Annotated in this window: 14 protein-coding genes; 9 read left to right on the top strand and 5 right to left on the bottom strand. The window is 42.1% G+C overall.

Annotated elements, in window-relative coordinates:
* The first annotated feature begins 380 nt into the window (after positions 1-380).
* Both C8D97_RS11120 and phhA read left to right on the top strand, forming a co-directional pair.
* Positions 381-2,399: an ATP-binding cassette domain-containing protein gene (locus C8D97_RS11120; RefSeq protein ID WP_109763846.1), complete on the top strand. Its 2,019-nt coding sequence runs from the start codon at positions 381-383 to the stop codon at positions 2,397-2,399.
* A 188-nt stretch (positions 2,400-2,587) separates the two neighbouring features.
* Positions 2,588-3,412: a phenylalanine 4-monooxygenase gene (gene phhA / locus C8D97_RS11115; RefSeq protein WP_342587790.1), complete on the top strand. Its 825-nt coding sequence runs from the start codon at positions 2,588-2,590 to the stop codon at positions 3,410-3,412.
* Positions 3,413-3,662: 250 nt separating this feature from the next.
* Here phhA and C8D97_RS11110 read toward each other — a convergent pair whose 3' ends face one another.
* From C8D97_RS11110 to C8D97_RS11100, 3 genes are all read right to left on the bottom strand, one after another.
* Entirely contained in the window at positions 3,663-4,580 is a 918-nt protein-coding gene (locus tag C8D97_RS11110; RefSeq protein ID WP_210204922.1) for an MBL fold metallo-hydrolase, read from the bottom strand.
* Positions 4,581-4,704: 124 nt separating this feature from the next.
* Complete coding sequence (locus C8D97_RS11105) at positions 4,705-5,820, bottom strand: MbnH family di-heme enzyme (protein ID WP_109763844.1); 1,116 nt, start codon at positions 5,818-5,820, stop codon at positions 4,705-4,707.
* A 21-nt stretch (positions 5,821-5,841) separates the two neighbouring features.
* On the bottom strand, positions 5,842-6,609 hold the full coding sequence (locus C8D97_RS11100; protein WP_170115220.1) for an MbnP family copper-binding protein: 768 nt from the start codon (positions 6,607-6,609) through the stop codon (positions 5,842-5,844).
* A gap of 252 nt (positions 6,610-6,861) precedes the next feature.
* Here C8D97_RS11100 and C8D97_RS11095 point away from each other — a divergent pair, with 252 nt between their 5' ends.
* Complete coding sequence (locus tag C8D97_RS11095; RefSeq protein ID WP_170115219.1) at positions 6,862-9,618, top strand: choice-of-anchor B family protein; 2,757 nt, start codon at positions 6,862-6,864, stop codon at positions 9,616-9,618.
* 220 nt (positions 9,619-9,838) lie between these two features.
* Here C8D97_RS11095 and C8D97_RS11090 read toward each other — a convergent pair whose 3' ends face one another.
* A complete protein-coding gene (locus C8D97_RS11090; protein WP_146196135.1) occupies positions 9,839-10,642 on the bottom strand; it encodes a YiiX/YebB-like N1pC/P60 family cysteine hydrolase in 804 nt (267 codons plus the stop codon).
* Between the two features lie 359 nt (positions 10,643-11,001).
* Here C8D97_RS11090 and C8D97_RS11085 point away from each other — a divergent pair, with 359 nt between their 5' ends.
* From C8D97_RS11085 to map, 6 genes are all read left to right on the top strand, one after another.
* Positions 11,002-13,161, top strand: coding sequence for a carboxy terminal-processing peptidase (locus C8D97_RS11085; protein ID WP_170115218.1), 2,160 nt, complete (start codon positions 11,002-11,004; stop codon positions 13,159-13,161).
* Between the two features lie 164 nt (positions 13,162-13,325).
* On the top strand, positions 13,326-14,549 hold the full coding sequence (fabF, locus tag C8D97_RS11080) for a beta-ketoacyl-ACP synthase II (protein ID WP_109763898.1): 1,224 nt from the start codon (positions 13,326-13,328) through the stop codon (positions 14,547-14,549).
* 101 nt (positions 14,550-14,650) lie between these two features.
* Positions 14,651-15,253, top strand: coding sequence for a peptidylprolyl isomerase (locus C8D97_RS11075; RefSeq protein WP_109763839.1), 603 nt, complete (start codon positions 14,651-14,653; stop codon positions 15,251-15,253).
* Between the two features lie 115 nt (positions 15,254-15,368).
* Entirely contained in the window at positions 15,369-15,758 is a 390-nt protein-coding gene (locus tag C8D97_RS11070; RefSeq protein WP_109763838.1) for an MAPEG family protein, read from the top strand.
* Positions 15,759-15,850: 92 nt separating this feature from the next.
* A complete protein-coding gene (locus C8D97_RS11065; protein ID WP_109763837.1) occupies positions 15,851-16,936 on the top strand; it encodes an isoaspartyl peptidase/L-asparaginase family protein in 1,086 nt (361 codons plus the stop codon).
* Between the two features lie 20 nt (positions 16,937-16,956).
* On the top strand, positions 16,957-17,703 hold the full coding sequence (map, locus tag C8D97_RS11060; protein ID WP_109763836.1) for a type I methionyl aminopeptidase: 747 nt from the start codon (positions 16,957-16,959) through the stop codon (positions 17,701-17,703).
* Between the two features lie 126 nt (positions 17,704-17,829).
* Here map and rne read toward each other — a convergent pair whose 3' ends face one another.
* Entirely contained in the window at positions 17,830-20,871 is a 3,042-nt protein-coding gene (rne, locus tag C8D97_RS11055; protein WP_109763835.1) for a ribonuclease E, read from the bottom strand.
* Positions 20,872-21,097 lie beyond the last annotated feature (226 nt).

Raw genomic sequence — 21,097 nt, 5'->3', positions numbered from 1 at the left:
GTTTACTCGAAAAGAGAGTCATTCTGTTGGAGTACTATTTTTTGCGATATTTTTAATAATAGTGTTTGTCACTAAAACTAATGGAGTCTTCAACGCCATCATAAGAGTCTTCAACGTCATAAGAATCTTCAACGCCATTTGAGTCATTAACACTTCTTGAGCTAACAACATTGCCTGGGTCATTAAGACAATAAGACTTTTATGGCGTTCACAAGCGTTATGATTTCTGTATAGGGTTAAAGTCATTGCTACCTATAGTTATCGGCCAAATTGGAGAAAGTTAAGCTTTTTTATTCGATAGCCGACATTCCAATTAGTTCCCCTATATAATATAGCGCACTTTTTTGATAAACACGCTCTGGATAGTTTGGGAATATTGAATGGCAATTGTACGCGGCGATAAGCTGAGTTTAAGTTTCGGCACACATGTTTTACTCGATCAGGCGAGTTTTTCACTGTCGGCGGGTGAAAAAGTGGCTATTGTCGGTCGAAATGGAGCGGGCAAGTCTTCTCTGTTAAAACTGGTTGCGCAAATCAATAAGCCCGACTCAGGTGAATTGCAGCAACAAAAAGCGCTTCGTGTGCGCTACCTGGCACAGTCATTACCGGAATCTCTGGATATCAGTGTCTTTGATTATGTGTCTAAAGGCGTTGAAGACATCAAGCTTGCATTGGATAAGTACCAACATTTGCTTGAAACAGGTGGTTCCGAAAGCGAAATCAATCAGCTGCACGATCTACTGGATCGCACCAATGGCTGGCAGTGGCAGCAGAAAGTCGACAAAGTGCTTACCCGACTTAATCTCGATGGCGACGTGTTGCTATCGACATTATCAGGCGGCTGGCGCAGACGCGTATCCTTAGCCGAATGTCTGGCTGCAGAGCCTGATTTGTTACTGCTCGACGAACCGACCAACCATCTTGATCTCGACACCATAGAGTGGCTGGAAGAGTCCTTGAAACAGTATAAAGGCGCACTCTTGTTGATTTCCCATGATCGTCAGTTTATTGATGCTGTGGTGAGCAAAGTTTGGGAAATTGATCGCGGTATTATTTCAGTGTTCCCTGCGCCTTATGATGCTTATGTTGAAAGTAAAGAAAAACAGTTAAGTGACGAAACGAAAACGAATTCAGAATTTGATAAAAAGCTGGCCAACGAAGAGAAGTGGATTCGTCAGGGGATAAAAGCCAGAAGAACCCGCAATGAAGGACGGGTCAGGGCGTTAAAGAAAATGCGTCAACAGCATGCCGAGCGGCGAACAAGACAGTCAACGGCGCAATTGAATGTAAAAAGTGGTGGTCAATCCGGCAAGCTGGTGGCCGTGCTGGAAAATGCCACTTTAACCCGCGGCGATAAAATACTGTTTCAAAATTACAGCACTTCGGTAATTAAAGGCGACAAAATAGGGGTTCTGGGGCCAAATGGCTGCGGTAAAAGCTCTCTCATCAAAATGATTCTGGGTGAACTGGAGCCAGACAGCGGAACCGTTGAACTGGGTACACAACTTGATATTGCATATTTCGATCAGATGCGTTCGACGGTTAATCCTGATTTATCCATTTTCGATAATGTCGGTGAAGGTCGTGACTTTCTTGAAGTCAATGGCGAGAAAAAGCACGTGATCAGTTATCTGGCGGATTACGGCTTTGGTCCAGAGCGAATGCGAACACCAGCAAGCGCCTTATCCGGTGGCGAAGTGAGTCGTCTGGTGTTGGCCAAGCTATTTACCCGTTCGGCCAATCTGCTGATTCTGGATGAGCCTACCAATGATCTGGATATAGAAACACTGGAGTTACTGGAAAGTCAGCTGGTGGCGTTTAAAGGCACTGTTGTTGTGATCAGCCATGATCGACGCTTTCTTGATAATGTGGTTGCTTCACTGCTGGTGTTTGAAACAGATGATATCGATAGTGCACGATCGGGTGCTAATCTGGGTGCTATACAGGATCAGAGCAAAAAGGCTGGCCACATTGTTGAAATAGAAGGCGGTTATAACGACTATCGACGCTACAGGGCTCAAAAAGAACAATCTCAGTTACGTAATAAGAAGCCCTCTGCAGGCAGCGATTCTTCAGATAATCATTCATCAGAGAAGCATTCGAGTCATAAGCAACAAGGGCAACAGCAAGGCAATGCGTTGTCGTCAGATAAATCAGTTGCTAATAAACCGAAACCGGCAAAATTATCGTATAAGTTTCAACGGGAACTGGATGCAATTCCGGAACAGCTTGAACAAATCGAAAATGATATTGATGCCATTGAGCAGCAAACTCAGACAAGCGAGTTTCAAGCCAAGACGCCTGATGAAATGCAGCAGGTGTTTCAGCAACTGGCTGATTTGCAGCAAAAAATGGAGCAGAAAATGGAACGCTGGGAAGAGCTGGAGGCCATGAAATAACCGAATCTGGTCTGATGAGTGGAGTGGGATTGAAATCTACTTCACTTGCGTCCAACGGTTGATCCGCGAGATAATAGGGTAATAATTAGCGGTGAATAATGCTTTCACCCATAACAGAAAACAACCTGATAGCTGCTGCAATGGTAATGACATTGCCAGTCTTTAAGCTGCGGCACAGGACAGATAAATTGTCACAAGAGGTAGTTTACTATATGGCCAAGGGTACTAAATACAAAGCCCGTGAACCTGATGAGTCTGGTTTTATTCATTACACTGAAGAAGAGCACAGTGTCTGGAAGGAATTATACAATCGTCAAATGACCATTATTCAGGGCAGAGCCTGTGATCAATACATGGAAGGTATTAAAAAATTGGGCATTACCGCCGATCGAATTCCTCAGCTAGGTGATGTTAATAAAGTATTGAAAAAAGAAACCGGTTGGGAAATTGCCTGGGTTCCGGCATTAATTCCTTTCACCAAGTTTTTTAATTTGTTGGCGAATAAAAAGTTTCCCTGCGCAACTTTTATTCGAACCCGTGAAGAAATGGACTATTTGCAGGAGCCGGATGTTTTTCATGAAATATTCGGTCATTGCGCCATGTTAACGGATCCCTATTTTGCCGAGTTTACTCACACTTACGGAAAACTGGGTGATGCGGCCGATAAAGAACATCATGCCTGGTTGGCTCGGCTTTATTGGTTTACGGTAGAGTTTGGCATTATGAACACCGATAAAGGTAAGCGTATTTACGGTGGCGGAATTTTATCTTCTATTGGTGAGTCGCAATACGCTCTTACTGATGAACCTGAGCACAGACCCTTTGATATTATGACGGTGTTAAGAACGCCGTATCGTATCGATATTATGCAGCCCATCTATTATGTTATTGATGATATGAAGCAGCTGTTTGATATTGCTCACACAGATATCATGTCTTATGTGAAAGAAGCTAAGCAACTCGGTTTATTTGCGCCCACTTATCCGCCAAAAGAAGAGCAAAAAGTCAGTTAGTCATTAAAAGTTTATTGATAATTTAAATTATAAGTTGAGGCCGGTCAGACATTGTTTGTCCGGCCTTTTTTATTGTTATCTGTAATTGCTGAAAAATTAGGTGTTGGTTATTAAGGTAAAATTTTCTCCGCTCTAATTCACTCCAACTCAAATTCTCGCCATAAAAAAAGCCGCTCATATAAGCGGCTTTGAAATATTAATTCGGCATTGAATGTCGAACTTATTTATCGTTCCACAGTAATTGGTAAACTTACTGCTTTAAACTTTTATACACCTGACGAGTCATTTTTTCCGTTGTAATAAATCCCCAGTTCCAGGCTTCGTGATAGTCCGAAAGCGGATTGTTGTTAACGACGTCATCTTCCGACAACCCTTTATCAATAGCTTTGGCAATTCGTGATTTTGCTTCCTTTAACATGGCAACGGCTTTTTCCAGATCGGATTTGCTGGCTAGCGGGCCATGGCCAGGAATGATTTTGGTTTTATCATTGGCGAGTTTGATAAGTGTTTCTTGCGCTGAAATATAGCCATCAACACTGCCGCCACTGTTGATATCAATATAAGGGAACATGCCATTGAAAAAAACATCACCGGTATGAATGACATTGGCTTGCTTAAAATGAATCGCAGCGTCACCATCGGTATGGGCTTTAGGCAAATGAATCAGTTCTGCGTCTTCACCATTTAAATGAAAGCTCATGGAGTGGCTAAAGGTAATTACCGGAAGCATTGCTTTTGGGGCGTCTTTCGTTTTACCGCCACTTGAAATTCCTTTGGTTAACAAGTGATGACGTAGATTTTCGTGAGCAACAATATGAGCGCCGTCATTTGCCATTGCGGCGTTATTACCAATGTGATCACCATGAACGTGTGTGTTGATTAAAAAGTCCACTGGCTTATCGGTTACTGATTTAATGGCGGTCTTCATAATATCCAGCATAGGTGGCATTGAGTCATCGATCATCACAACGCCATCTTCACCTATGGACAGCCCAATATTCCCTCCGGTAAAGCCACCAACACCTTGCAACATGTAAATGCCGCTGGCCACTTCTTTTGCATTAAAAGAAAGTTTTTTATCTTCATTTGAAGCGGTATAACCCGGTTGAGCCAACAGGGTTGCACCTAATGCTAGCGTCATTGAGGCCATCAATTGTTTAACGGTCATACTCTTTATCCACATGCTTCTTTCTCCATTTGTTATCATTTATTGAGTTATTGAAAACGAATATTACAATATCAAAATGATGAGAAACTATACAGTGTTACCTTGTGAGATAAATTCTCATCAGTTAATTAGTTGTTGGCTTTGAATGTTTTTCTGAAATTAAAAATTCTTGATCGGTTAATGACTGCATAAAAGCAATTAGATCGTTTTTTTCTTCTTCGGTGATTTCAAAACCTTTTACAAAAGGGCTTTTGAGAGGGTTTTTGCGACCATCCCCTTGAAATTCGTCTTCTTCAATCAGTCGTCCGCCTGCGGCGTAGAACTCAATTACTTGCTCCAGAGTATCGATACTGCCATCGTGCATATAGGGCGCTGTTACTTCAATGTTTCGCAGTGTTGGCGCTCGAAATCGACCGTGATCATTATGATCAAGAGTCACTTCATACAAACCATCGTCTATTGGGTACTGTCCTTTTTCATTTGAATTATACAGGCCTGTATTATGGAAAGGGCGTCGATCAAGCAGCTGTTTTTCATGAAATGTCGATTGAGTAAAATTAAAGCCTCCGTGGCAATGATGGCACTCAAATTTTTCGGAAAAAAATAAGGTCATACCCTTCAATGCGGACTCTGATAAAGCACTATCGTCACCGTCATAGGCGTAGCGATCAAAGGGGGAGTTTAGTGATATTAAACTTCGTACAAAACTTGCCAAAGCCTGATTCATGGTATTAAAGCTTAATCCTTTATCGGGAAATGCTTGCTCAAATAATTCAGTATATAAAGAGGTTTTAAAACGAGCCAATACTTCAGCTTCGTGCCCGGTAATACCCAGTTCCACTGGCGACTCACCGAACATGGGTAATAATAATTGTGTTTCAATATCCTTTAATCCATCGTGTGCCCAGGTTAAGGTTTTATTATAAGCAATATTAACTAATGCGGGTGCATTTCGACGGTGTTTTTCTCCGGTTGAACCGGTTGATTGCTTTTTGGTTTCTGCAAAGGCGTATTTTTGAGTATGGCAACTGGCACAAGATTGCGTTTTATTAAACGATAAGTTTTTATCGTAAAATAGATGACGGCCCAAAGTTACTTTTTCCGCTGTCATGGGATTGTCTTTTGGTACTTGTGGTCTCGGAAATCCTTCTCTTAATGGCCAGTTATACCTTGTGTCTGAAGGTTTGTTGTCACAAGCTAACAGCGTGGTTAAAAGTAACAGACAGATTAATCGAGGCATAAGGGTAACGGTTTCCACTTGTTATTGAATAACGGTAAATACCGTTTGAACTCTGCTGCTATCGATACCGTTTGCTGCCTTTTCTATGCCGAGCTTTGATAGCAATACTGGGCAGCTTTTGGTATCAGGACTCGACTGACAACTTGTACTATCTGTTAAATCTAATTCACTCAAAAGTGACTTTAGATCCAGTTTGATAGGGACGCTATTACTGGCCTCACTATCTGCTTTTTTGGATGTTTGCGGTGGTAAAGCAAGCGTAATCTGACTTCGATTAGGATTTTTACAAGCTGACTCGGGCGGTCGAACCGGTGCGGGTGATTGGCAGCCGGTTGAGCCAAGGTGGAATAGCCAGCTGTCGTTATCTGATTCAAGTTCAAGGCGCAAAAATTTATGACCGGTTTGCCAGGTCCAGAACATATCGGGTTGATTAAGTGGACTCGGTTGTGTGAGAGGATTTTTATGATTTAAATGGAACGGCACACCAAGGGTAAAGCGAATGGCTTGTTGATCACTTAGCGCAATCATTTCTTTCAGATTAACTTGCCACTGCTGCTGTGCGCCACAAACACCACCCACTAATGCGATTTTTTGATGATCTTTGGCAGCAATGCTGGGAGAAACCGCGTGCCATTGTCCTTTATTATTTTGCAGTTCAATGTTGTGTACATAAAACTGAAGTTGGGTTACACGCCACTGTTGGCCATTTTGCGTAAAAGATGCTTCGCAATTTAGTTTTTTGGATCCGTAATACACATCAAAATTGAGGTGGTTATTTCTATCGGTCACATCACAGGCATTAAATAACAAGCTCGCAATTAGTGCTGTGAGTATCTTGAATGAGTATTTTTTAGAACGATTTTTAATATATAGCATTGATTGTAATAAAACATTTCAGCCAGTTCAGTTAGACAGATATTTTAACAACATATTGTGCGCTGTGTGGTCTTTTAACTGTAAATATTCAACTATCATCTAATGTATACAAGTGTTTAAATGGTATATATCGGTTTAATCGGGCTTTTTAAAAGGAAAACTAGGGTGATTAAATATCTCAGCATAAAATATTTTTTATTGGCATCTTTGCTACTTTTGGCGACTCAGGCCTGGACCCATTCGGAACCATCAAAATCACGATACGTTTCTGAGCATGGTGAAGACAAAGGATTTTGTGATAATCCAATTCGTCCCTGTAAAACGATCAGTTACGCGGTATCAAAAGCGAATAAGGGTGACAAAGTTTTGGTGGCCAGTGGTCAGTACTCAATATCATCCGCAGAAGAACTGTTTTATTTAAAGAGTGAGCTGGTTCCTGTGTTAGCTGGGTATAATCGTTTTGATCACTTTCAGTCACAAAGCCCTAATGTGAACAAATCTTTTTTAACCGGTGTACCACCAGAAATGGTGCCCGATTTACGTCGAAATGGGTTCCATGTTATTGCCGATGGTAAGGCCAGTCAGCTTTCTGCCTCTGTTGCGGCAAAAATGAAAGAAGTTGAATCTCTAAAACAAAAACAAACCGCTGTTGATTGTGTCAACGGAAGAGCTGGCAACTTTAGATGTAATAATATTGATTTGCTGGCTCATGTGCCACTTAATGCATTTTCTTCATTTCCCAGTTCAGGGAATGATATTTGGGGGCATGTTGATCTAAACAACAATAATGAGTACGCCATTATGGGCGTTCAAAATGGCGTGGCTGTATTTGATGTGACTGATCCAGAAAACCCCGTTGAAGTGGGCACTGTTTCAGGCAGCTCTGCATCCTGGCGTGATATCAAGGTTTATCAGTATTTTGATGATAGTTTAAACAGTTGGCGGGCTTTTGCTTACGCCACCGTCGATGGTAGAAGTGATGGTGTCTCGATTATCGACTTGAACGACCTACCAAACAGTATTTCACTGGTGGAGCGCAATAACAGTGTCGGTAATGCCCATAATGTTTACATCAGTAATGTTGATTATTCATTGAATATTGTAGAAGAAAATACTCAAGCGAAACTTCAACTTGTGGGCAGCAGTAATTTTCAAGGATCGTTTCACAGTTATTCTCTGGATAATCCGGCAACCATTAATGTCGAAAATGGTCAGTCTTCATTTCAAGGTTATACCCATGATGGTGCTTCGGTCACTATTGATGACAGTCGTAAAGATTCCGGATGTGTTAATTCAAACGGTGTGAACTGTACTGTATTTGTCGACTTTAACGAAAAGCAAATGTATTTATGGGATATTACTAACCCAGCAGATACTCAGCAGTTAGGAATGGCAGAATATAATGATGTGCCTTCATCAGCAAAGTATGTGCACTCAGGATGGGTAACCGAAGATAAGCGCTATATTTTGTTGCACGATGAGTTTGATGAAAGTCGGGCGAATATCAATACCACCGTAAGAATTTTTCAAATTGATGATTTACGTAATCCAGTTCAGGTAGGTCAGTGGACAGGTCCAACAGGCGCTATTGATCATAACGGTTTTGTTCGTGGTAATCGTTATTATATGTCCACTTATGAGCGGGGATTGACCGTTCTCGATATTACCGATCCCACTTCGCCGATTGAAGTCGGTTATTTTGATACTTTTCCAAGCAACAATAATCCCTCTTATAACGGTGCCTGGGGCGCTTATCCGTTTCTTCCTTCTGGTAATATTTTGGTCAGTGACATTAATAGTGGACTGTATATTTTAAAGGATAATACTAAGCAACATAACGAAGGACAGCTGCAGTTTAAGAAAGCACAGCTCACGCTTGATAGAGGACAAACGGTCGACATAAATGTTCAACGTACCGATACAGGTAGCAATCCTGGTGCAACCAGTGTCAAGTTCGACTTTTTAAGTGGCAGTGCAAGCTCTAGTTCCGACTTTTCATTAAACAAGGGCATTTTAGAGTGGGCCGCTGGTGATACAAGTGATAAACAAATCTCAATTAATATCAGTGATTTTCCTCCAAACAGCCAGCCGACGGAGTCATTTTTTCTTCGACTGACCGATCCAAAAAATGGCGCTACCATTGGCGATAATGGTTACCTGACAATTACTTTAAACGGTGAGCCAGAACCTGGCGCTGTGCAGTTTACTACTGCTAATGCGGATATTGCAGAAGAGAACAATTCGATAACCATTACAGTGGAAAGATTAGGTGGTTCAAAAGGTGTTGCGACGGTCGATTATGTTTTAAGCGGTGTGACCGCTACAGCTGCTGAAGATTATGTCGATACATCGGGAACATTACAGTGGCAAGATGGTGACAGAGACGATAAATCATTTGAAATAACCATTAACGCTGACACAACCGAAGAGGGCGACGAGTCATTTAATGTCATTTTACAATCGGCCACTGGCGCATCCCTTGGCAACACGAGTGAAATGCAAGTAACGATTCTGGATGACGATACCAACACAGCGCCATCTGTTTCAATACAAGAAGATTTTGAAGTGAATACCGGGCAAACCGTTGAGTTAACGGCCAGTGCAACCGATGCTGAAAATCATACGGTTACTTTTGCCTGGGAACAGACAGCGGGTGAATCGGTTGAACTGTCAAACGCGACTTCTGCGACAACCTCTTTTATTGCACCAGACTACGCCGGCGAATTGAGTTTTCAGGTAACCGCTTCTGATGTTTTAGGTGCTCAGGCTACCGCTTCAGTAACTGTGACGGTAGTGGCGCCTTCAGATAATGGCGACAACAGTGATAATGGTGGCAATGAGGACGGTGGTAGCAGTGGCGGTCTATTATTCTGGACATCCTTGATGTTGGTTTTCTTCTCTCGTTTACGGAAGAGAGGTTAGTTACCATTCGATTATTTTGAGCAAAAAAATACCCAGGTCCATAGGTGGTTGCCTGGGTTAGGGGAATGTTTTAGCTGTCAGGAACAACAAAAGGGAGTTTTTGCATTCCTTATAGTAAAAATTAGAACAATTACCGTAAACATCAAGCCATTTGTTCGAAATTTAATCATATATTTTTATACGAGATTTGTTCGTTAACGATTCAATGGCTTTTAACGAATTAAGTAAAGGTATCGTCATCGTTTGACTGTAAGCCATCCTGATTCCAGGGCAGCTCGCGATAGTGCGCTTTATCGACCTCGCCCCAAAATGGAAATTTTAATATTTTGAAATAAGGGGAATAATCAAAGTCGGCGGGTGTGAAAAGTTTGGCGTTACGTTTAATAAGCTCCACTTGTTCATTCTCTAGCCGCTTAAAAGCAGGCAGTACCGGATAATCGACAGCATTAAAGGCTTCTGCGAGCATGGATGAGCAAACGGTACGTGTCGGCTCACCGGCATTACTGCGAAACAATGAGGAGCGCCAGCGTCTTGGAATAATCGACCAGGGGAACAGTAATCGGGCTAAATCTATCATTTGTCTGAAGTTGTATGGAGTACCCAGGTGAGCCACTGCAAAGGCGATAACCGACGCGGCATCTGCGTGTGAAAGAGCGGATGGCCGACATATCCGAAGGTTATCCCGCTGGTACTCTGAAAGCACGTTTAAAATGGTTCCCTGGCCCAGTAGACCTTCTATGATCAGTTGATCGGAGGGATCAAATGTTGAAAACTTCTGAATTTGTTCTCTCAGTTCAGGATTTTCGATGTCGTGAATGCGCCCAATGTAGAGAGCCGCGTGTGACCAGCGACTCTGAGTTATAAGCTTTATGACCTCGGCTACACGGGTTCGGCCTTCAACCAGAACTACATCACCGGGTCGCAGGCCATAGCGCAGTTTCTCAAAGTCAATTTGAGGGAATGATGGTGGTGGGGTCTCTTGATTTAACCATTTTTCGACCCATATTCTTAAAAACTTAACCATTTTAAAACCGTAAAATTTGCCCACAAAAACAGTATGTTAACTATACTATAGTGGAATCAAAGTGAAATACAGGTAGGAATATTGTGACCTGTAACGAATTCTTGCAATATTTTACTTGTGACGGTAACAATTTATTTGCTTAATAGAGATGAAACCATCGAATTAAACAAGGGTCAAAACTTCTGTTCCCTGTAAAAGCACGTTAAGATGGCTCTTATGGAGAATAGCATTATTGAAATAATGTTGGCCTGAATTTTAGGGTTTTGATGAACATAGCTCAATATTTATTTGGAGAAAAAGAAAGGTTACTTTCTTATGTTCTTAACCCAGTAATCCATTATTGAAAAGTTGGGATGTATATGACGTTTGTATGGCTTAAACAAAATCTGTTTCAATCACTGAAAAAGTTTAAAGGCTTTTCATTCGCCTTATTGTTGGTTGTACCGCTTGCCATTGTGGCACAGCAGCCACCAGAAAAGCATGCGAATACAGATAAGTCGCTTATTGAAGGACCGACGCAGGAGTCTTTGTTACCTAAGCCAAGTCATGGTCGTGCCAGTCGTTACATCGCCAGAATATTTTCTGAGCTTCATTATTTAAAACCCAGTATCCGTCGAAATGATGAGTTATCCGGGCAGATTTTAAACAAATACATTGATATTTTAGACGGTAATAAAAGCTACTTTTTAGCTCAAGATGTTAAAGATTTTCAACGATTTCAAAATATGATTGATGACAACATCATCAGCGGTCATCTTAAACCCGCTTACGATATCTATCAGGTTTTTCAAAACCGTTGGATCGATCGTTACGACTATGCTTTAAGTTTGCTTGAAACTCCATTCGATTTTGAAAAAGATGAAACCTATCGTTATGACCGGGAAGATGTTGAGTGGATATCCGATGAAAAAAAGTTAAATGAGTTATGGCGCAAACGGGTTAAAGCCGATGCCTTGAGCTTGGTTCTGGCGGAAAAAAGTTGGGAAGAAACCAAAGAGGTTTTAACCAAGCGTTATAACATGGCAAAACGACGCATGAGCCAGAATAAAAGTGAAGACATTTTTGAATACTTTATGAATGCTTTTGCCTTGACCATCGAGCCTCATGCGACCTACTTTTCGCCACGGGAAGCTGAAAATTTTGACATCGAAATGAAGTTGTCTCTGGAAGGTATTGGTGCTGTTTTGCAAGTAGATGATGTTTATACCAAAGTTAATAAACTGGTAACCGGTGCACCGGCAGACAAATCAAAGCAGATTAAAGTAGGTGATAGAATCATTGGTGTTGGGCAGGGTGATAATGCTGTTGAAGATGTGATTGGCTGGCGCCTTGATGATGTGGTTGATCTTATTCGTGGTGAAGCGGGCACAGAAGTTAAGTTGCAAATACTGCCAAAAGAAGAAGTGATTGCCGGCGAAACCAAAACCGTAAGCCTTATTCGAGAGCAGGTGAAATTAGAAGAACTCTCAGCTAAATCAAAAGTTATTGAAATAGACAATAATAATCAACAGTATAAGTTTGGTGTGATAGAAATCCCCAAATTTTATGTTGACTGGGATGCTAAATACAACAAACGTCTGCCTGACTATAAAAGCACATCAAAAGACGTTGCCAAGTTTATTGAGTCTTTTAAGAAAGAGGGCGTCGATGGCCTAGTGATCGATTTAAGAAACAATGGTGGCGGCGCTTTAGATGAAGCGGTTGATTTAACCGGATTGTTTATTGATCGAGGCCCTGTTGTGCAGCAGAAAGATTCTCGGAATCGGGTTCATGTGTTCCCAGACTCTGATCCGGGTGTTGTTTATGATGGTCCGTTAGCCGTATTAGTTAATGGGGCTAGCGCATCAGCGTCGGAAATATTTGCCGGTGCAATTCAGGATTATGGTCGTGGTGTGATTGTTGGTGAGCAAACCTTTGGCAAAGGCACAGTTCAAACGCTGCGCGACTTGAACCATTTTAGAGGTCTTTTGGACACTCAGCTTGGTCAAATCAAATTAACCACTTCCAAATTTTACCGTGTGTCGGGTGAAACAACACAGCATCGTGGTGTGGTACCGGATATCAGCTACCCATCCAGATTTTCCAGAGAGGATTTTGGTGAGAGCAGCTACGACAATGCTTTGGCGTGGGATACCATTAAGCAGGCGAACTATAAGCCTGTTAATGAAGTGAATGAATTTGTATCTGCCCTTGATCAGCGTCATAAAATGCGTCGAGAAAGCAGCAAGGAGTTCGCTTATCTTGAAGAAGATATTGCCGAATATCAGGCGCGCAAAAATGATGACACCATTTCGCTTAATATGAAAAAGAGAAAGGCTGAAATTGATGAGCGAAAAGCCAAAAAACTGGCACGTATTAATCAGCGCCTAAAAGACAAAGGGTTAAAACCGGTTGATACTTTAAAAGATTTTGATGAGTCTGTTTTTGAAGACGATGATTACAAGTTAGAAGAAACCGGGAATATTTTGGTGGATTACATTGCACTCAAGCGCAGTAAGAAACTGGCTGAAAATAAATAGGTTTTAATAATCTAAAGTTCATCAAGCCAACTATAAAAAAGGGAAGCAAAAGGCTTCCCTTTTTTATATCTGTTCTCTCTGTCATAAGAACGCCATAAATTTGCCATCCTTTGTACATACCATTCACTAATAATTATGAAAATTATTGAATGGGTTGTAACAATATGCTGAATCGTGTGGTAGTGACGGGTATGGGTATCATTAGTCCCCTTGGCATTGGCGTTGATGAAAACTGGAGTCGTCTTATTGCTGGTCAGTCGGGCATCGATTATATAAAAAAGTTTGAAACAGACACATTTCCAATAAAAATTGCAGGTGAAGTACCTTCTCATTATCAAGACTATTTAGAAGGGAAAGACTCTCGCCATCTGGATCCCTTCATTCAATATGCATTAATTGCGACACAACAAGCTTTAGAAGACTCAGAGTTATTTCACCAAAAACATGTGGGCGTTGTGATTGGATCCGGGCAGGGTGGAATAAGTAATATCGAACGGGAACATCCTAAAGTGATTAATGGAAAAATCAGACGTGTCACTCCCTTTTTTATTCCATCATCGGTCATTGGTATGGCGTCAGGCGTTATATCCGCCCGTTATGGTTTTGAAGGTCCCAGTTACGGTGTCAGTTCGGCTTGTGCAACGTCAGCCCATGCCATAATGGATGCCTGTAAAATGATTGCTGTGGGTGAAGTGGATAAAGTGATTACTGGAGGCTCGGAAGCAACCATTACACCATTGAGTCTGGCGGGTTTTTCCCGGTTGAATGCACTTAATACTCAAGTGGATAACCCATCCTGTGCGTCAAGACCATTTGATAAAAACCGCAGCGGTTTTGTGTCGGGGGAAGGGGCTGGTATTTTGGTACTTGAAAGTATGGAATCAGCCATACGACGTAATGCAACAATTTACGCCGAGATTGCCGGTTTTGGTGCAACCTCTGACGCACACCATTTAACAGCGCCTTGTCCCGAGGGAAAAGGACAGGTTGCTGCCATGCAAAAAGCCATTGAAATGTCGGGTCTGGAACTTGAACAAGTGGGTTATATTAATGCCCATGGTACCTCGACACCGCTGAACGACAAGATTGAAACATTAGCCATAAAACGGTTGTTTTCGGCTCATAGTAAATCATTAACCATAAGCTCAACCAAATCCATGACAGGGCATATGTTAGGCGCTGCGGGGGCCGCAGAGCTTATATACACCATAAAAAGTATGCAACATGAGCGGATAGCGCCAACCATCAATCTTATAACACCGGATCCTGACTGTGATTTAGACTACACGGCTAACCAATCGGTAACCAGGCGTTTTGATGCAGCATTGTCCAACTCCTTTGGTTTTGGCGGTACTAATGCATCGCTTTTAATTAAAAAAGTTGCCTGAAGCTTTAATTTACCGGTTCAACTGTCATACAATCGGGCAGTATTTAATCGGTGGATGCTCAACGAGTTTGCCTCCTGTTTATTATCAATAGGGTAGTCAGCATGTTTAGAGTTTTTAGTGGTTGCTTTATTGCCGCTTTGTTTATTGCTTTTTCTTTTGGAACTAAAGCGGCAGAAAACAGTTTGGTGAAGCTGCAAACCAACTATGGTGATATTTTTTTAACCCTGAACAAAGAAAAAGCACCGAGTACGGTTGAGAACTTTTTGCGTTACGTTGAAGCAGGGCGTTATACCGGTACTGTGTTTCATCGCGTAAAGGAAGACTTTGTTATTCAGGGCGGCGGTTATGATAAAACTTATCAACCTATTGAAGTGTTTGATGCCGTTAAAAATGAAGCCAAAAACGGCCTAAAAAATACCAGAGGCACTATATCCATGGCTCGTTTTACCGATAAGGACAGTGCTGACAGTCAGTTTTTTATTAATCTTCGCCATAATAAAAATCTTGATCATCGCAACGATACCAATGTGGGCTATGGTTACACGGTTTTTGGCCAGGTCGTACAGGGGATGGATGTGGTTGAGGCCATATCTAAAATACCAACGGGTTCTATTGATGACATAGGAGATTCTGTACCAGCTTATCCTGTTATTTTGCAAGACGTCAGTTTGGTGACTTCTGATGAAGTAATGGAGCAGCAATAACCCGTCTCAAAACTCTTGCCACGTCCAACTTTAAAGGGCTCTTAAATGGCTTAGTTCCATTCTTTTTTAGAAGTGTCTATACTCGAAATCAAATAATTCGAATATAAGGTCTGCCATGATATCCATTACATCTTTATACGCATCCCTGTGCGGCATACTAATATTAGCGTTAGCGATCCGTGTGGTTTATTTAAGACGAAAAAATAAGGTTGGTATTGGCAATGGCGGTGTCGATGATTTAAGGCGTGCCGTCAGGGTTCATGCCAATGCTATCGAGTACATTCCCATCGTTTTGATACTAATGGCAGCTTTGGAGCTAAACGGTGTCAATGGCTGGTTAATGCATGTTTTAGGTAGTTTGCTCGTCTTATCTCGCCTACTCCATGCTCAGGGGTTAAGTGGCAGTCCTGGAGTGTCCTTTGGTCGCTTTTGGGGTACTTTAGTTACCTGGATCGTTATTATCATTAGTGTTGTCGCTAATTTAGTACAGTTTTTTGCAAATTAATCGGTACCTAATACCCAACAATAAAAAAACAGAAAAATAAAGAACGTGAGTTTCAATAACTCTATGCTTTCAATTTTAGTGAGGGATATAAAATGCATTACTCAAAGGTTAAACCTATTTTGCTGTTATTAAAAACAGCCATAATTTCATTCTTATTAGTGAGTGCTGCGCCAGGCTTTGCAGAAAAACAAAATAATAAAGTTGCCATTGCAATTCACGGTGGTGCAGGCACCATTTTAAAAAGTAATATGACGCCAGAATTAGAGGCGGCTTATCATAAAAAAATGAAACAAGCCCTTAGTGCTGGTTATAAGTTGTTAAAGCAGGGTGAGAGCAGTATAAAAGCGATTCAAGCAACCATTATGATTATGGAAGACTCAGAGCTTTTTAACGCAGGTAAAGGCGCTGTATTTACACATCATAAGACAAATGAACTTGACGCATCCATTATGGAAGGCAGGCATTTAAATGCTGGTGCTATAGCTGGTGTTACAAAAGTTAAAAACCCCATTACTCTGGCCCACGCTGTTATGGTGAAATCAAACCATGTGATGTTAAGTGGTGAAAAAGCTGAAACCTTTGCCAAGAAACAATCCATTGAAATGGTTTCTCCCGATTACTTTTATACGGAACGTCGATGGCAGCAATTGTTGAATGTGTTAAAAGATGATTCTGACTCAACACAGCTGTCTGAAGATGAACAGCAGTCGGTTTCACAAGCTTCTCCTTTCATGAGTGTTCAGCGTTGGCCAGATGATAAGAAATTTGGAACAGTGGGTGCGGTAGCCCTGGATGTTAATGGTGATCTAGCAGCAGGAACATCCACCGGTGGTATGACAAACAAAAAATTCGGGCGCATTGGTGATTCGCCCATCATTGGCGCAGGTACTTACGCCGATAATCAGTCTTGTGCAATTTCGGCTACAGGACATGGTGAGTTTTTTATTCGAGCCGCAGTTGCTCATGATATATGCGCACGCGTACTCTATAAAAAAATTCCCTTACAGCAAGCTGCCGATGAAGTCATTATGGAAAAACTTGTCAACATGAAAGCAGAGGGTGGAATTGTGGGAATGTCACCAAAGGGTGAGCCCGTGTTTTCATTTAATTCAGCAGGCATGTACCGAGGTTATATCGACGCAGAAGGGAATATTCATACAGCAATCTATAATCAGTAGTAAATTAATAGGGAACAGCTTTGATCATTCAATCAAAACATGACGAAGAAAAACTGGAGCATATCAGTCAAATTGTGGCAGCGTGTGTAAAAGCTATGGGAAAACAGCTTAAGCCAGGAATAACCACAAAGCAGCTTGATCAAGTTGGTGAACAGTTTTTAAAACAGCATGGCGCAAATTCTGCGCCACGTGTTATGTATAATTTTCCTGGCTGTACCTGCATCAGTGTCAATGAAGAAGCGGCTCATGGTATACCCGGTAGCCGTGTGATTCAGCCTGGTGATATTGTGAATATTGATGCTTCTGCTGAAAAAGATGGTTACTACGGTGACACAGGTTTTACGTTTCTTGTCGATCCTGTGCACCCCAAAAAACAACATTTAATTGATGCAACAACTAAAGCCTTGAATGAAGCGATTAAAGTAGCAAAAGCCGGAAATAAGATTAACTTGATTGGTAAAGCGATTGAACAAAGTGCCAAAAAATCAGGTTATAAAACTTTACGTGATTTAGCCAGTCATGGCATAGGCAAGCGCCTGCATGAGTATCCTGAATGTATTCCTAATTACTTTGATAAGCAGGACAAGCGTATTTTAGAAGAAGGAATGGTTATTACCATCGAACCTTTCTTATCAACAAAGTCACAATATACAGAAACCGCAAAGGATGGTTGGACGCTGATCTCTGGTGAAAATAATCTTTCAGCCCAGTTCGAGCACACAATGATAATAACCCGCCAAGCACCTAAAATATTAACCATTGCCTGATAGGCGTTAAATAATTTAAGTTAAAATTTGAATCAAAAAAAGTATTAGAAATTAACATCGATATAAAAAAAGCCCGGATACTATCCGGGCTTTTTATTAGTCACTGTATAAAGCTCAATGGAGCTCTTAAAATAAAGAGTCCTGCTTATCTTTGTCATCGTTCGATTCAGAGTCTTTAGAAGAAGAGTCGTCAGCAGTAGACGTTTTCTTGCTTTCACTTGGTGACTCAGAATTTTCAACAGACGCTATGGACGCTTTCGCCATTGGACTGTTGCTTGCAGACTTTTGTTCAACGTCAACTTTTTTACTGACAGGCGCTGATAAGTCAACGTCAGCTTTGTGAGAAAAAGACATTGGAGTAAAGGCTTCAATCGACGCTGGCTTTGCCATAGGACTTTCAGCTTTTCCTGCTGTTGCTGTTGAAGCTACTTTTTCCGCTGGCTTACTGGGCGTTTTTTCGTCTGCATCAGGCGTTTTGGCAGTTGCCTTGGTTTCTGTTTCTGTTGATTCAGGCTTGTTCACAGGCGCTTTAGTTGCTATTGCATCCTGTTTAGCGGATTCAGTCGTTGCACTGGAAGAACCAAGATCGTCTGACTTTGCCTCTGAACTTTTATTGCTTTGATCAGGGGCAGGTGCTTCTTGTTTTGTTTCCGTTTTATCAGTTGGTTTAACATCAGCTTCAGATTTACTTGTAGCAGTGTTTGTTTCAGGCGTTTTTACATCCGCTGCTGATACACTTGTTTTATCTTCAACATTGGCTTCAGAGGCTTGCTCAGCCTGACCCGAAGGTTTTGCTTCTGCAGATGATTTTTGTTCTGTAGGCTTTGGTGTTGTCACTGCTGTTTCGTTTGTCTTAACCACATCTACAGCTTTGTTCTCATCAGCCTGTTGATCTTCAGCAGGTGCTGTTTTACGGGTAGAGTCTTTAAGCGACGACACCTGTTTTTCAGACACTTGAATTGAAGCTTGCGAGGCCATTCGATCACGATTACTCGTTGATGGCTTTTCAGAAACTTGTTTATTGCCATCGGATGCTTGTGCTTGTTCCGCTATTTTACGGTTTTGGGCACGCGCTTCTTTTTGCTGTTCCTGACGTTGGCCACGGGGTACACGTTCTTCACGTTGTACTTTAGGCGCTTCTTGACGTGGCTTACGATTTTGTTGGCGTCCTGAATCTTGTCGACCGCTATCTTGCTGACTGTCTGAGCGACTCGATTCTTGACGTTGGCTTGAATCCTGACGCTGGCTTGAATCTTGACGATGACTGGAATCCTGACGATCGTGCTGCTGATTACGGCGGCCTCCGCCAGAGCGGTTGTCTCTATTGGACGAAGAACGTTCACCTTGACTGTCTTGTCGCTTAGAGTGAGGTTTACGGTTGCTCTGATTACGTCGACGGCGCTGGTTTTGACCACCACGTTGATTTCGACCTTTGTCGGACTTTGAATCTGTTTTCTTTTTGTCTGATTGCTTGTCGTCAGAACCAAACAACGAACCAAATAAACGCTTCAATAATCCTGGCTTGCTGTCTTTTTTGGGTTTGACAACCGGCGCTGTTGTAGGCGCTTGTATGGTTTGGACAGCAGGTACTTCAGACACGGCTTTAGTTGCCGGAGGCGCGTATGCTTGTGAGCTGGAAGTATCTTCGTCTTCGCCCGTTTCAATTTTTAACTCAAAACTACGTTCGTGAGTGACGTCTTCTTCACGCAGTCTTAAAATTTCGAAATGTGGTGTTTCTAAATCGGGATGCGGTACCAGAACCACTTTCACTCGACGGCGCTTTTCGATTGCGGCAATAATTTTGCGTTTTTCGTTCAGCAGGAAAGTCGCTACATCCACAGGTAAGAAGGCCTGTACCTGTGATGTTGATTCTTTGGTTGCTTCTTCTTCAATCAGACGGAATATAGACAAGGCAAGTGATTCAATACCTCGAATTCTGCCAACACCACTACAACGAGGGCAGGTTTCCTGACTGGACTCACCTAATGACGGCTTCAGTCGTTGACGTGACATTTCAAGTAAACCAAAGCGTGAAATACGGCCAATTTGTACTCGAGCGCGATCTTGCTGTAGCGCTTTTGATAAGACTCGCTCAACTTCACGTTGATTTTTCACAGGTGACATATCAATGAAGTCTATAACGATTAATCCGCCAATATCTCGAAGTCGAAGTTGGCGAGCAACTTCTTGCGCCGCTTCAACGTTGGTATTTAATGCGGTTTCTTCGATATCCGAGCCTTTGGTTGCTCGTGCCGAGTTGATATCTATAGAGATGAGTGCTTCGGTAGGATCGATAACGATAGAACCACCGGAAGGTAACTGAACTTCGCGTTTAAAGGCTGATTCAATTTGAGACTCAATTTGATAGCGATTAAACAGTGGGAACTCACGATCACTGTACATCTTGACGCGATTAACAAAGTCGGGGCGAATCAGTTGCAGGTAATTTCTGACTTTATCAAATGCTTCCTGTTTATCGATGATAATTTCACCGACGTCTGGGCGCAGAGAGTCACGAACCGCCCGAATTAATACATCGCTTTCCTGATGAATAAGAAATGGAGCAGGGCGTGCTTCAGCTTCTTTCTGTATGGCGTCCCAAATGTTTAACAGAACGCCCATGTCCCACTGCAGCTCTTCGGCTTCGCGGCCAACACCAGCAGTACGAACAATGCATCCCATACCTTTTGGAATATCGAGGGTTCTAAGGGCTGCTTTTAAGTCATCCCGCTCTTCACCTTCGATACGGCGTGATATACCTCCAGCTCGAGGATTGTTTGGCATAAGAACAACGTAACAACCAGCAAGGCTGATAAACGTAGTAAGTGCGGCGCCTTTTTGACCACGTTCTTCTTTATCAATTTGTACAATCAGTTCCTGACCTTCAGATAAAACATCTTTGATATTCAGGCGACCACGAACAGACGGATCTTTGAAGTAACTTCGGGCGATTTCTTTAAGAGGGAGGAAGCCGTGGCGTTCGGCACCATAGTCAACAAAGGCGGCTTCAAGACTTGGTTCAATTCGTGTGATCTTGCCTTTGTATATATTGGCCTTTTTTTGCTCTCGGCCAGGGAGTTCAATATCCAGATCGTAAAGTCGTTGTCCATCGACTAGTGCGACACGCAGCTCTTCCTGCTGAGTTGCGTTAATTAACATGCGTTTCATTATTTGTAGTTCTCTCGTTTCTGATTAACGCAGAGCGAATCCGAGAGTGATGGTGCGAGTTACAGGATCAGAAATACGTACTTACCTTTGCCTTTAATGCCAGCAAATATTGGTAGGTACATAACATGTTGAATTTTCAAACAATGTTTTACTTTCCTTGATAGAGTGTCCTATCGATGGTCAGATGCTCAGCTGTGTTATCGTTGCTGATCAGCATGTGACCTGA

Origin of the sequence: Pleionea mediterranea (genome assembly GCF_003148745.1) — a bacterium.
In the GTDB taxonomy this organism is placed as follows: Bacteria; Pseudomonadota; Gammaproteobacteria; order Enterobacterales; family Kangiellaceae; genus Pleionea; species Pleionea mediterranea.
The sequence above is the reverse complement of the archived record's forward strand: the minus strand, read 5'-3'. Positions and strand labels throughout refer to the sequence as shown.